Annotated in this window: 14 protein-coding genes; all 14 read left to right on the forward strand. The window is 68.1% G+C overall.

Annotated features, from left to right (window positions below; genetic code table 11):
- Positions 1–45: 45 nt before the first annotated feature.
- The 14 genes from AB0P41_RS31730 to AB0P41_RS31795 all read left to right on the forward strand — a co-directional run bounded on the left by AB0P41_RS31730 (position 46) and on the right by AB0P41_RS31795 (position 13,099).
- A complete protein-coding gene (locus AB0P41_RS31730) occupies positions 46–828 on the forward strand; it encodes a hypothetical protein (protein WP_356714371.1) in 783 nt (260 codons plus the stop codon).
- Positions 821–1,630 (forward strand): alpha/beta hydrolase, encoded by an 810-nt coding sequence (locus tag AB0P41_RS31735; protein WP_325747420.1) that lies wholly within the window; start codon positions 821–823, stop codon positions 1,628–1,630. The genes AB0P41_RS31730 and AB0P41_RS31735 overlap by 8 nt, the downstream gene beginning before the upstream one ends.
- Positions 1,630–2,778, forward strand: a complete 1,149-nt coding sequence (locus tag AB0P41_RS31740; RefSeq protein WP_356714370.1) for a CoA transferase — start codon at positions 1,630–1,632, stop codon at positions 2,776–2,778. Before AB0P41_RS31735 ends, AB0P41_RS31740 begins: the two co-directional genes overlap by 1 nt.
- Positions 2,771–3,550, forward strand: a complete 780-nt coding sequence (locus AB0P41_RS31745) for an enoyl-CoA hydratase/isomerase family protein (protein ID WP_356714369.1) — start codon at positions 2,771–2,773, stop codon at positions 3,548–3,550. Before AB0P41_RS31740 ends, AB0P41_RS31745 begins: the two co-directional genes overlap by 8 nt.
- Positions 3,547–4,710 (forward strand): thiolase domain-containing protein, encoded by a 1,164-nt coding sequence (locus tag AB0P41_RS31750; protein ID WP_356714368.1) that lies wholly within the window; start codon positions 3,547–3,549, stop codon positions 4,708–4,710. The genes AB0P41_RS31745 and AB0P41_RS31750 overlap by 4 nt, the downstream gene beginning before the upstream one ends.
- 97 nt (positions 4,711–4,807) lie before the next feature.
- Positions 4,808–5,233 (forward strand): Zn-ribbon domain-containing OB-fold protein, encoded by a 426-nt coding sequence (locus AB0P41_RS31755; RefSeq protein WP_365935580.1) that lies wholly within the window; start codon positions 4,808–4,810, stop codon positions 5,231–5,233.
- Positions 5,234–5,591: 358 nt separating this feature from the next.
- The gene (locus tag AB0P41_RS31760) at positions 5,592–6,833 is read left to right on the forward strand and encodes an acyl-CoA dehydrogenase family protein (protein ID WP_356714365.1); all 1,242 of its coding nucleotides are present in this window, start codon (positions 5,592–5,594) and stop codon (positions 6,831–6,833) included.
- Between the two features lie 5 nt (positions 6,834–6,838).
- Positions 6,839–7,528, forward strand: a complete 690-nt coding sequence (locus tag AB0P41_RS31765) for a dienelactone hydrolase family protein (RefSeq protein WP_356714364.1) — start codon at positions 6,839–6,841, stop codon at positions 7,526–7,528.
- A gap of 46 nt (positions 7,529–7,574) precedes the next feature.
- The gene (locus AB0P41_RS31770; protein ID WP_356714363.1) at positions 7,575–8,102 is read left to right on the forward strand and encodes a MaoC family dehydratase N-terminal domain-containing protein; all 528 of its coding nucleotides are present in this window, start codon (positions 7,575–7,577) and stop codon (positions 8,100–8,102) included.
- An 11-nt stretch (positions 8,103–8,113) separates the two neighbouring features.
- Positions 8,114–8,590 carry a hypothetical protein gene (locus tag AB0P41_RS31775; protein ID WP_356714362.1) on the forward strand — a complete coding sequence of 159 codons (477 nt, stop codon included), beginning with the start codon at positions 8,114–8,116 and terminating at the stop codon, positions 8,588–8,590.
- The gene (locus tag AB0P41_RS31780; protein WP_356714361.1) at positions 8,587–9,747 is read left to right on the forward strand and encodes a CoA transferase; all 1,161 of its coding nucleotides are present in this window, start codon (positions 8,587–8,589) and stop codon (positions 9,745–9,747) included. Before AB0P41_RS31775 ends, AB0P41_RS31780 begins: the two co-directional genes overlap by 4 nt.
- Positions 9,744–11,096: a CoA transferase gene (locus AB0P41_RS31785; protein ID WP_356714360.1), complete on the forward strand. Its 1,353-nt coding sequence runs from the start codon at positions 9,744–9,746 to the stop codon at positions 11,094–11,096. The genes AB0P41_RS31780 and AB0P41_RS31785 overlap by 4 nt, the downstream gene beginning before the upstream one ends.
- A gap of 32 nt (positions 11,097–11,128) precedes the next feature.
- Positions 11,129–12,235, forward strand: coding sequence for a hypothetical protein (locus tag AB0P41_RS31790; RefSeq protein ID WP_356714359.1), 1,107 nt, complete (start codon positions 11,129–11,131; stop codon positions 12,233–12,235).
- Positions 12,236–13,099 (forward strand): alpha/beta hydrolase, encoded by an 864-nt coding sequence (locus AB0P41_RS31795; RefSeq protein WP_356714358.1) that lies wholly within the window; start codon positions 12,236–12,238, stop codon positions 13,097–13,099. It abuts the gene before it with no gap.
- Positions 13,100–13,135 lie beyond the last annotated feature (36 nt).

Consider the following 13,135-nt stretch of genomic DNA (forward strand, 5'->3'; position numbering starts at 1 on the left):
TCCGCTCGGTGAGGAACGTCATGAGTGTGGAAAGGGGTGGCGTCGGTGAGCGCGTTTGAGAATGCCGCCGAGAAGGGGGCCCAGCAGGGTGCCCGTGGCTTCGAGGACATCCGGGTCGGCATGGTGTCGGAGGCCGCCTTCTCGCCGGAATCCGGCGGGGCGCTGCCCCAGCTGCTGCCGGCGATCAACCAGGCACCTCCCGTCCGCGACGCGGTGCTGACCGGTGTGCAGTGGGAGCAGGGGGCCCGGCCCCGATCGGAAGGTGCCCGCGTCGAAAGGACCGTGACGCGGTGGAAGCCGGCCCGCAAGCGCGGGCGCGGCCGGGTGCATCAGGACGTCCGGCTGCTGGATGCCGACGGTCAGGTGGTCGAGAGCGCGTCCGTCGTGTGGGACGCGCCGGCCGGGACCGAGGTGCAGGACGACGACTCGGCTTCCCGTGTCGCCTGGGACGTCGGCACCGTGGCCTGGGGCAAACACCTCGCCGCCGGTCTGGCGGCCAATGAGGCCTTCGCCTCCGCGGTTCAGACCTTCGACGGGGCCGTCGGCGTCCGGGCCGGCGAGGAGCAGGTGGAGTTCCGCATCTACCGGGGCTCGATCGTCGAGGTCGCCAAGAAGTCGCTGGACGGTCCGACCTTCACGGTCGGCGGCAGTGAGCGTGCGTGGACCGATCTGCTCTCGTCGTCGCAGAACGACTTCGTCAAGCGGACGCAGAGCAACCAGTTCAGGTCCACAGGGAACAACTTCCAGTACTTGAGGATCTTCAAGGCCGTCATGCTGATGGTCGATGAGGCGCAACTCGCTGTCGCCAAGGAGGCGTCACGTGCATAAGGCCGGCTACCTCAACATCGACGGGCGACTCGGATACGTGGAGGTCGCCGGTGACGGCGACGACACACTCCTCTGCGTCCACACGGCTGGACAGAGCGGTGTCCAGTACAGGAACAACATCGACGGTCTGGCTGCGCTCGGATACCGCGTCGTCGTCGTGGACCTGCCCGGGCACGGCAGGTCCGAGCCTGCGGTCGACGGGCCCATCACCTCCATTCCGTACTACGCGGACTGGTGTCTGCGGGTCCTCGACGAGCTGGGGGCCGGACGCAAGTACCTCCTCGGGTGCTCGATCGGTGGCCGCATCGTGCTGGAGATGGCTGCGAAGGCCTCGGAATCCCTGGAGGCGGTCGTGGCCATGGAGTGCCCCGTCTCTCCCGTCAGCCGCAGCAAGTGGCGTACGCCGGAGGACTCCAGCACGCCGAGCGTGCGTGACCAGACGTACTTCTCCAACCTCGCGCTCATCGGCAGCGATGTGCCGGCCGCGACGGCCGAGATGATCGCGACGATGCACTGCCGCGAGGACTGGCACGTCACCCGCTCCGACCTCATCGGCTGGGGCAAGCACGATCTGTGGTCACGGCTGCCGGACATCAGCTGCCCTACGTATGTGATCTCCGGAGGCGACTCGTTCGGTGAAGGGCTGAAGGCCACGGCCGATCAGATCCCGGGCGCCCGGTTCCAGAGCATCGACGGAATCGCTCACTATCCGAATCAGGAGATGCCCGATTTCGTCGAGGCGTTCAAGGGCTGGGTCGGAGAACTTCGTCCGGAAAGCGCAGCCAAGCGAGGGGGAAACTGATGTCCCAGCAGAACGCCTCCATGCCGGGCCTGCGCGTCGTGACCGTCGAGCATTTCATCGCGGGCCCGTTCTGCACGCAGCTCCTGGGCGATCAGGGTGCCGATGTCATCAGGGTGGAGAGCCCCGCCGGATCGAACCGAGGCGGCTATTTCCCCACGCTCAACCGGAACAAGCGCAGTATCGTCGTCGATCTCAAGTCGGAGAAGGGCATCGAGACGCTCCATGCCCTGATCGAGACGGCCGACGTCTTCGTCACGAATCTCGGAGCCGGCGTGCCCGCCCGTCTGGGGTTCGACTACGACCGCCTGTCGCAGATCAATCCGCGCCTGGTCTACGCCCACATCACCGGCTTCGGGCAGGACAGCCCCTATCGCGACATCCCCGCCTTCGACGGGGTGATCCAGGCGATGTCCGGGCTGATGGACCTGACGGGTGAACCCGACGGTGCCCCGATGCTCTCGGGCGTCTTCGTTCCCGATCACCTCACCGGGCTGTGGGCCGCCCTGGCCGTGAACAACGCACTGCTGAAGCGGCACAACACGGGGCACGGCTCGTACATCGACCTCAGCATGCTCGACTGCCTGATGTCCTTCCACGCCACGGGATTCAGTGAGGTCCTGAAGGAGGGCAAGACGCTGACCCGAATCGGCAGCAGGGTCCGTGGGTCGTACGCGAGCACGTACCGGGCAAGCGACGGGTACGTCTATCTCGCCCCCCTCACCGCCCGCATGTGGCAGGGGGTCTCACGGGCCATCGGGAAGCCGGAGCTGCTGGACTACATGGGGGACACCCCGGAGTCCGACAACCGGCTGCAGCACCGGGACATGCTGGACGCGCTCATCGAGGGGTGGACCTCGAAGCACACGGTCTCCGACGTCGTCGAGCAGATGCGGGCCGTGGGAGTCGCCAGCAGCGCGGTCCACACGATGGACGAGGTGGTGGCCGATCCGCACCTCGAGGTCCGGAACATGCTACGCACCGTCCCGGACCTGTCCGGCGAGGGCGAGTTCCCCGTCCCCGGCTCGCCGATTCCCTCCGTGGACGAGACCTTCTCGAAGAAGCCTCCCCGCCTGGGTGAGCACACCGAAGAGATCCTCGCGGAGCTCGGCCTGGCTCCGGCGGGCGCGGCCGGGCAGCGCGATGGCTGACGGGGTCTCGATCAGCCGGGTCGGCAGCATCGGGCTGATCAGGATCGAGCGCCCGGCCAAGAGGAACGCCATCGACTCGGCCATGGCCGCCGACATCACCAAGGGGATCCGCGGGTTCGACGCGGACGGATCCTGCACGGGGATCGTCCTCTCGGGGGCGGGCGGCACCTTCTGTGCCGGAGCGGACCTCAGTGACCCGAGCGACACCACTGCTGAAGGGTGGACCTACTCCGACAACCCGTCCGCGGTCATGCTGCGGACGGTCAAGGACTGCGACACCACCGTCGTGGCGGCGGTCGAGGGCTGGGCCGTGGGCCTCGGTCTCGGCCTCGTCGGGGCAGCGACGTACGCCGTCGGCGCGGCCGAGTCGCGGTACCGGCTCCCCGAAGCCGGCCTGGGCTTCTTCCCTCTCGGCGTCGTGCCGTACCTGGTGGAGCGCATGCGGCCGGGGGCCGTCGTCGACCTGGCGCTGTCGGGACGACGGGCTTCGCTCGACGACGCGTTCGCTTCCGGACTCGTGACGCACACCGCCGCTGCCGGCGCGGCCGAGGACGCCGCTGTGGCGCTCCTCGACGGGCTGGCCGAGCTCCCCGCGCAGGTGCTCGACGACGCGCGAGCCTTCCTGCGGACGTGCTCGTCGGCGAAGGGCAGCGACGAGATCGTCCAGTGGTGCGAGCAGCGGATGACGAGAGGGGTCCTGGCCAAAAACTCCTCGTCGGCGAAGACGCAGCAGTCGGCGAAGGCACAACAGGAGGGAACGGACCTGCGATGAGCATTCGAGGAAAAGCCTTCATCGCGGGGGCTTACGAGCACCCCAGACGCAAGATCCCCGACCGGTCGGTGGCACAGATCCACGCGGAGGTCGCCGTCGGCGCCCTCGCGGACGCCGGGCTGACGCTCGGTGACGTGGACGGTTACTTCACCGTCGAGCCGCACGGGCTCGGTGCCATCACACTCGCCGAATACCTCGGTCTGAACGTCTCCTACATCGACTCCACCCTGACGGGAGGCTCCTCCTACCTCGTCCACGTGGGTCACGCCGCCGCCGCGATCGCCGCCGGCAAGTGCAATGTCGCGCTGATCACGCTGGGCGGTCACGCCAGGCCCGCTCCGGGCATGCGCTTTCCGTCGCGTGCGGGGGCTACGCCGCACGGCGCCTTCGAAGAGGTGTACGGCGTCACCACGGCCAACAACTACGCGCTGGCGGCACGCCGTCACATGTACGAGTTCGGGACGACGAGCGAGCAGCTGGCGGAGATCAAGGTAGCGGCCTCGCACCACGCGCAGTTCAACCCGAACGCGCGTCTGCGGGACAAGGTCAGTGTCGAGGAGGTCCTGGCATCCCCGATGGTGGCCGATCCGCTCCACCGCCTGGACTGCTGCGTCATGACCGACGGCGGCGGAGCCCTCGTGGTCGTGAGCCCGGAGATCGCGAAGACCCTGGACCGGTCCTGCGTCAAGGTCCTCGGCCAAGGTGAGGCGCCCAAGCACACGATGAACGGGCGCGTGGACGTCACGTACACGGGAGCGGTGTGGTCCGGGCCGAAGGCCTTCGCGGAAGCGGGCGTGACACCCGCCGACATCGACTACGCCTCCATCTACGACTCGTTCACGATCACGGTGCTGGAGACCATCGAGGACCTCGGCTTCTGTGAGAAGGGCAAAGGAGGCAACTTCGTCATGGACGGCGGGTTGATCTCGCCCACCGGGCGGCTGCCGTTCAACACCGACGGCGGCGGGCTGTCCAACAACCATCCCGTGAACCAGGGCGGGATGACGAAGGTCATCGAGGCCGTGCGCCAGCTTCGTGGCGAGGCCAACCCCGAAGTGCAGGTTCCGGACTGCGAGATTGCTCTCGCCCACGGTTCCGGCGGGCGCATCTCGTCCCGTATGGGGAGCTCCACACTCATCCTCGGGCGGGAGGACGCATGAAGCGTCCTGCCGGGCCGTACCTGCCGGTTCCCCCGTCGACCGGCGTTCCGACGCGCACATCCCTGCCGGAGAGCGCCCGTACCAGGAAGGTCGACCAGTGAGTGAAGGCAGCTATCCGCACCTTCCGGCCCCACCACCGACGGTCGTTCCCGAGACCGAGCAGTTCTGGGCGGCAACTGCGAAAGGCACGCTCCTGCTGCCGCAGTGCGCCGCCTGCGCCACGATCATCTGGTATCCGAAGGGCATCTGCACGGGGTGCGGATCGCTCGACATCGGATGGACCGAGGCATCCGGAGAAGGGGAGATCTACACCTTCTCCATCAGCAGGCGCGGTGAAGGCGACTACCGCGAGGCCAACCCGTTCGTTCTCGCCTACGTCGAGCTGGACGAGGGGCCGCGCGTCATGACGAACATCGTCGGCTGCAGCCCCGAGTCCGTACGGATCGGGCTCCGGGTACGCGCGGTGTTCGACGACACGGGGGAGGGGACCGCACTGGTCCGCTTCGCCCCCTCGGAGCGATGAACAGATAGTTCCGCGCCTCAACGGTCCAGTGCCCTCCGCGGAATCGACAGGACATTGACTTAACCAACTAGTTGGTCGAAGATTGCGAGCCGAGGGAGGCCGTACGGCCGAAAATCTCCCGCGACGACTCTCCTGGTGGGGGTGCCGGCACAGACCGAACTCTTCCTTCCAGGGCGATCAGCACGATGCCGGGACCTTGTCCCGTGGGCAGAGCCCCCGCCGAGTCGGTGCGCTCGCCAAGGACTCGAACGCAGTGGTCCACCGTGCGAGGAGACAGCCCTGGGCCTCGCCACCGACGCGGTCGACGCCGTGACGCACACAGCCACTCCACCGTCAGCAAGCCCCTACCGGAGGAACCATGCCAGTCAAGTATTCCGCTCCGGCAGCACCCTTCCTGCTGCCGCCCGAGCTCATCGAGCTGAAGGAGCACGCCAAGAACATCGTCGAGCGTGAGTGTTTCCCGCTCGAAGCGAAGTTCCTCTCCAACAAGTGGCTGGACGAGGGGGTGCGCAAGGAAGGCGCCACCGAGGGCCAGACCGACGGCTCCCTGCCGGCAGAAGACTGGGCCCACCTCAAGAAGGTCTCCCAGGACGCGGGTCTCTACGCGATCGGACTCCCCGAGGAGTACGGCGGCGGAGGGTACGGCGCCCTCGGCGAGGTCGTGGTCGCGGAGCAGCTCAACCGCAGCGTGGTCAAGCTCCCCCGCTCCAACGCGATGCTGCCCCTGATGCGCGGCACCGAAGCGCAGAAGGAGGAATTCCTCCTGCCGTCCATCCGCGGTGAGAAGCGCTTCTGCTTCGCACAGTCGGAGCCGGGGGCCGGATCGGACCCGGGCAACTCCATGCGCACCACCGCCAAGCCGGACGGCGACGGCTGGCGGATCAACGGCGAGAAGATGTGGATCAGCGGCGTCGAGAACTGCGACTACCTGCTGGTGCTGGCCGTGACCGACCCGGAGAAGCGGCAGCGGGGCGGCATGACGATGTTCATCGTCGACAGGAACGCGGAGGGCATCTCCACGAGCCCGATCGAGACCTGGCTCGTGCGCAAGGGCCACCAGCACCACGTCTGGTTCGACGACGTCTACGTGCCCGCCGGGCGCGTCCTCGGCGAGGTCGGCTACGGCTTCGGCCTGGGCCAGGAATGGCTCGCCATCCAGGACCGTCTCACCCGGGGGTCCCTGGCCTGCGGCCGCCTCGCACGTGGGCTGGACATCGCCACCGAATGGGCCAAGTCGCGCGAGACGTTCGGTGCGCCTCTGAGCGAACGGCAGGCCATCCAGTGGATGTTGGTCGACGTGTTCATGGACCTCAAGAGCATCCGGGCCATCTCCTACGAGACCGCCACCCGCTACGACGCCGGCGAAGAGGTCCGGCACCTCGCCGCCATGGCCAAGTACATGGGCGGCAACTGGGGACACCGCTCCATGGACAAGATCATGCAGGTCCTGGGCGGGATCGGCGAGACCCTCGAGATGCCGATCTCCACCTTCTACCGCGAACTTCGCCACGGCCGCATCGGCGGTGGCACCGATGAGATTCAGAGGATCTTGATGGCGCGCGCGCTGTTCAAGCAGGGCAAGTCGGTCTGGGAGGCCTGAGCACAGTGGGACAGTCTGTACAGAACGTAACGTTTCCCAGCAACGGGAACACGGCTCACGGCTACCTCCGGGTCCCCGAAAGCGGGTCCGGACCCGGGGTCATCGTCATCCAGGAGTGGTGGGGGCTCACCACCCACATCGCGGACATCTGCGACCGGCTCGCCCGGGAGGGCTTCGTCGCCCTGGCTCCGGACCTGTACGGCGGGCCGACGACGCACGACGCCGCCGAGGCCAAGGAGATGCTGATCTCCCTGCCCGTCGAGCGTGCCACCCGAGACCTGTCCGGTGCCGTGGACTTCCTGCTCGAGCAGGACTCCGTGACGTCGGAGAAGGCCGGGGTGATCGGCTTCTGCATGGGTGGTGGGTTCGCTCTCGGTCTGGCCGCCGAGCGGGCCGACCGCGTGGCGGCGGCCGTGCCCTTCTACGGCATGCCCAAGGACGCCGCGATCGCTTCCTCCATCTCGTGCGCGGTCCAGGGCCACTACGGCGCGCAGGACGGGAGCATCCCGGTCGAGGCCGTGGAGGGCCTGTTCAAGCAGCTCCAGGCCGTCGGCGACGCACCGGCCGAGATGCACGTCTACCAGGCCGGCCATGCCTTCCTGAACGACGAGAACCTCATCGGCACGTACGACCCCGAGGCCGCACAGCTCGCGTGGTCCCGCGCGGTCGAATTCCTCCAGCGGCACGTGCGATGAGCCGCCGTACCGAGTCTGTGGACGTTCGAGAAGGAAGTGGTCTGTGATGACAGTTATCACCGACGAGATGCGCGCCCTCATCGGCGTCGAGTCCGAGCCCCGCACCGCGGCGCTGCCGCTGTCCGAGGAGATGCTCCGTCGCTTCGTGCACGGCGTCATGGAGCCGGACCCCGTGCACTGGGACCCCGAGTCGGCAGCCGCGTCGAAGTACGGCGAGGTGGTGGCACCCCCGCTCTTCCCCATGCACGGCTTGCGGCGTCCGCCGGGCGGGCCCGACCCGTTCGACAGCTTCCAGGAAGATCCGGAGGGCGACGGCACCCAGGGCGGCCGTCAGAACGGTCTGCCCCCTCTGAACCTCCCCTTCAAGCGCCTGCTGAACGGAGGCACGGAGGCGGAGTTCTTCCGGCTCGCGAGGATCGGCGACGTCATCACCGTGCGCTCCAAGTACGCCGGCCTCACCGAACGTGAGTCGCGGAGCGGAGACCCCATGGTGATCGTTCGTGTCCAGACCACCTACACGAACCAGGACGGCGACGTTCTGACCGTCACCACGAGTTCGCTGATCTACCGATGACAGGAGGAACGATGACGAATTCGGCACCCGTGGTGTTCGAGAAGCTCACCGTCGGCGACGAGATACCCGAACTCGTACGTGGGCCCCTGCGCGAGCCGCACCTGATGCGCTGGTCCGCCAGCATCGAGAACTGGCACCGGATCCACTACGACCAGCGGTTCACCGTCGAGCACGACAAGCTTCCCGACCTGCTGATCAACGGCAGCTGGAAGCAGCACTTCCTGGTCCAGGCCGTGCGTCAGTGGGCCGAACCGGAGGGGTGGCTGCGCAGCATCAGCTTCCAGTTCCGCGCCATGGACGTCGTCGGGTCGACCCTGCACGCATGGGGCCGGGTCACGGACCTCACGGAGCAGGACGGCTACGGCACGGCGAAGCTCGAGATCGGCATACGGAACGAAGAGGGCCGGCAGAGCACCCCGGGCTCGGCCACCGTCGTCCTGCCCCTTCAGGGCGGTCCGGCGGTTCCGTACCCGTTCCCCGCGTCATGAGTACGCGCAAGGCCCCGCTCGACGACGTGCGTGTCGTCGAGCTGGGCGTCGGCCTCGCGACCCCGCTGGCGGCCCGGCTGCTCGGGGACCTCGGGGCGGAAGTGATCAAGGTGGAGACACCGGAAGGGGATCCGACCCGTTCGGAGGCTCCGTACTACCGCACCGATGACGGCGAGGAGCGGGGCGCCCTCTTCGAGTATCTGAACTACAACAAGTGGGGGGTGTCGCTGGATCCGGGTACGGACCAAGGCGTGCTCGATGACCTCTTGTCGACGGCGGACATACTCCTGATCGGTGATGACATAGATCAGCTGGCCACCTGGGGCATCGACGTGGGTTCGCTGCACGAGGTCCATCCCAGCCTGGTGATCGAGACGCTCACACCGTTCGGCATCACCGGACCCAAGGCGCACTGGAAGGCGACGGACCTGGTCCTGCAAGCCGCGGGCGGCCTGCTGTCCTTCAGCGGCAACGCGGAGCGCTCCCCGCTCAGGCGCGGGCTCCGGCAGAGCACCTTCCAGGCGGGCCTCACCGGCGCATACGTCGCCGAGGCGGCCCTCCTGGGCGCACGGCAGCACCGCGGAACCGTCATCGACATATCCATGGTCGAGTGCGTCGCCTCGGAGCTGGTGATGACGATCCCGGAGTACACCTTCCTGGGGGCCGTCTCCACCCGCCGTCCCACCGTCGTCGATCCTCTTTCGGGCGATCCCCTCCCCGCCGGATCCGGGTACGTCAGCGCGCAGGTCAATTCCCTCACCCCGATCAGTGTCTTCGCGGACTTCATCGGTGACCAGCGCCTGGCCGAGCCGCAGTACGAGACGTCCGAAGGGCGCGCGACACGGGCGGCGGCCGTCGGAGAGATCTTCCGGTCGGCACTGGAGAACGAGCAGCCGCGCGAGTTCTTCGAGCGGGCCTCGGCCCAAGGACTGCTCGCCGGCTTCGTACAGACGGCCGACCAGCTCCTCGAATGCCCGCACCTCGGTGCCCGGGAGGTGTTCCGGGCCATGCCGGGAACGCTCGACGGCCGCCCCTGGCGGATGCCCGCGACCCTCGCCTCCCTCTCGCACACGGGCACGACCGTCCGGCGCGAAGCACCCCAGGTCGGGGAGCACAACGAGGAACTCGTCTCCCGTCCCAAGGCAGGTGTCCTGTGAGCCGCGAAGCAGTGGGATCAGACGCTCCCGGACCGCTGGAAGGGCTCCGCGTCGTCGATCTTTCGGCGGTGTTCGCCGCGCCCTACATGTGCGGGATCCTCAGCGACTTCGGCGCCGAAGTGATCAAGATCGAGCCGCCGTCGAAGCTGGACCAGACCCGAGGCGGCGGCTTTGGCCGTTACCTCCGCAACGAGCCCGGTGACGATGGCTGGAACTGGTCCGGCACATTCCACAGTCTCAACCGCGGCAAGCGTTCGCTCGTCCTGGATCTCAAGCAGGAGGCGGGCAGGTCGGTGCTCCGCCGGCTGGTGGACACGGCCGACATCCTCGTCGAGAACTTCACACCACGCGTGATGCGCGGGTGGGATATGACCCACGCCGACCTGGCGACCAGCAACCCTGGGCTCATCATGCTGTCCAACACGGGGTACGGCGCCTCAGGGCCGTGGTCGGGCTTCAAGGCGCAGGGCACCTCGCTGGAATCGACCATGGGGCTCACGGCGTACTCCGGCTACCCGGGTGAGAAGCCGCGGAAGGTCGGGCAGTCCTACCCGGACTTCCTGGCGGCGTGGACCGGCCTCTACGCGATTCTCGCGGCACTCGAAGAGCGTCATGACTCAGGGAAGGGCCAGTGGATCGACCTGGCGATGTACCAACTCGGGCCCGCTGTCATTCCCGAGGCGCTCATCGCCGCACAGGCCGGCACCGAACAGCCGACGTGTGAGGGCAACGCCGAGGCGGACACGCTCCTGTCCGACGTCTATGCCTGCCGCGGTGACGACGCGTGGGTGGCGGTGGCCGTCGAGGACGACGCAGCCCGGCTGCGGGTGGCCGGCATCGTGCGTGACCATCTCTCCGACGACGATCCCGGCCTGGCGGAACTCGGCCGCGGTCTGGCCACGTGGGCGATGACGCAGACGCCGGACGAGGCGGCGGAGACCCTTCAGAGCCACGGCGTCGCGGCATCGGCGGTGGCCGCGGTCCGCGACCTGCTGCTCGACGGGCAGTTCCGGCACCGGGAGTTCTTCGACTGGGTGGACGTCAGAGGCGAGACGTTGCCTCTCCCCGGGACACCATTCGTCTGGGCCGGCTCCTCCACGGTCATGAGCCGCGCCCGTGCGCCGCTGTTCGGTGAGGACAACGAGACCGTGCTCAGCTCGCTGGGTATGCCTGCGGCCGAGATCGAGACGCTGAGACGCGAGGCGGTGGTGGTCGACGCACCGCTGGGAGTCCAGCCGCCGCGTCCTCTGGACCTCGACTCGCTCGTCCAGGCAGGTGTGTACCGCGAAATCGCGGTGGACGTGAAGGACGTACTGGACAAGGTACGACCGCACGTCGACGAAGAGTGACGCAGGCGAATCAGTACGAGGAGAACAAGAACATGGGATACCCACGTGTACAGCTTCGCGAAGAAGTCATGCGCGAAGGGATGCAGATCGAGTCGGTGGACATCCCCGTCGACGTGAAGGCCGAACTCCTGCAGGAACTCGCCGAGTGCGGCCTGCCGGCCATCAACGTGGGCTCCTTCGTGAGCCCTCGCTACACGCCTCAGATGGCCAGGATCGAGGAGGTCCTGCGGCGTTTCGAGCCGGTGGAAGGCCCCAGCTACTACTGTCTGGCGATGAACCAGCGTGGGCTGGACCGAGCGGCCGAGTTCCCCTGGCTGGATCTGCCCGGCAAGACCGGGTTCTCGACCGGCGCGCACCTGTGCGACACGTTCATCCGGCGCAACGCGAACCGGAGCCAGGACGACGAGATCGCCGGCTGGGAGCGGACCATCAAGCGCGCCGTGGACGCGGGAGCTTCGGAGGGCCGGATATCGATCGGGGCCGCTTGGGGATCCAACTTCGAAGGCCGTTTCACCACCGAGCAGCGGATGACGATGCTCCGGCGGCAGCATGACGCCTGGCAGGCGGCGGGCATCCGTGTCACGGCGGTCGCGTTCGCCGACCCGATGAGCTGGTGCATGCCGCACTGGGTCGAGGAGACCATCGCCGCGGTCCGTGCGGAATGGCCCGAGATCCGGCGTGTCACCCAGCACCTGCACGACGGACGCGGCATGGCACTGCCGAGCACGTATGCGACGATCAACGCCCTGGACGAGACCTTCGACGTCAGCTTCGATGTGACGGCCGGAGGCATCGGCGGCTGCCCCTACTGCGGCAACGGCCGGGCGACCGGCATGGCGGCGACCGAGGACGTCGTCATGATGTGCACCGCCATGGGCATCCGGACCGGGGTCGACCTCGACCGTCTGATCGGGTTCGTCCACAAGCTCGACGGTGTACTGGGCAGGCTGTCCCCCGGGCACGTGTCGAAGGCCGGTCCCCTTCCGCTGTCCCCGGAGCAGTACTACGACGCCAATCTGCCGCTCGTCGAGACCCATGAGGAAGCCCAGCACTTCCGTCTGGGGCCCGCGGTCGTCGAGCACCAGACCCGGCCGTGGAAAGAGCCGATCCCCTCACCCGGCGACCGCTCGGCCGGCTGAGTGACCGACATCGACGCGAGCGCCGGCGTCGGCGTCACGTGGAGGGCACCGGGCGGAGCCGTGGACGGGCTCCGCCTGTCGTTCGAGGACGTCGCCGGGGCGCGGGTCGCCGTGTGGACGGCGGGTGACCCGGAGGCGAGCACCCTGGTTCTCGTCCATGGCAGCAGGGCGAACCATGCCTGGTGGGCGGGCATGGTTCCGTTCCTCGCGAGGGACCGGCATGTGGTCCTGGTCGAACTCTCCGGTCACGGCCGCAGCGATCACCGCAGCCGCTACACCTGGCAGACCTGGGCCGACGAGGTGGCAGCCGTGGTCCGCCGTGCCGGTCCCCCCGCGACCGTGGTGGGGCACAGCATGGGCGGAGTGGTGGCGTCGGTCATGGCTGCCTCCTATCCGCAACTCGTGGACCATCTCGTGGTGTTCGACGCCTACCCGCAGGGACTGCGTACGCGTGCCCCCCTGCGTCGGCCACCGCAGCCGCGGCGGTACTACCGGTACCGCGAGGAGCTGGCCGCGCGATTCCGGCTGGCGCCGGAGCAGAGCCTGCCGGCGCCGGAGCTCACCCGGCTGCTGCTCGACGCCGGTATGACGGAGACCCCGAGCGGCTGGACCTGGCGCAGCGACCCCGCCGTGCGGGGCGACTGGAAGGATCCGGTCCTCGACCGGGTGGTCTCCCGGGTCCCCTCTCCCACGACGTGGATCTTCAGCCAGCACAGTGAGTACCTTCACGAGGAGGCAGCTCAGCACATCTCCGAGGAGTCGTCGGCCCCCTATGTGATGGTCTCGGTCCCTCGTACACACCATCATCTGATCCTCGAGGAACCGGCGGTGTGCTCTGCGCTGCTGGCCATGCCACGGCCCTGAGCGCTGGGAGCCCCGGGCACACCCCCGCCCCGTTCC

This window comes from Streptomyces sp. NPDC079167, from assembly GCF_040686735.1.
Taxonomy (GTDB): Bacteria; Actinomycetota; Actinomycetes; order Streptomycetales; family Streptomycetaceae; genus Streptomyces.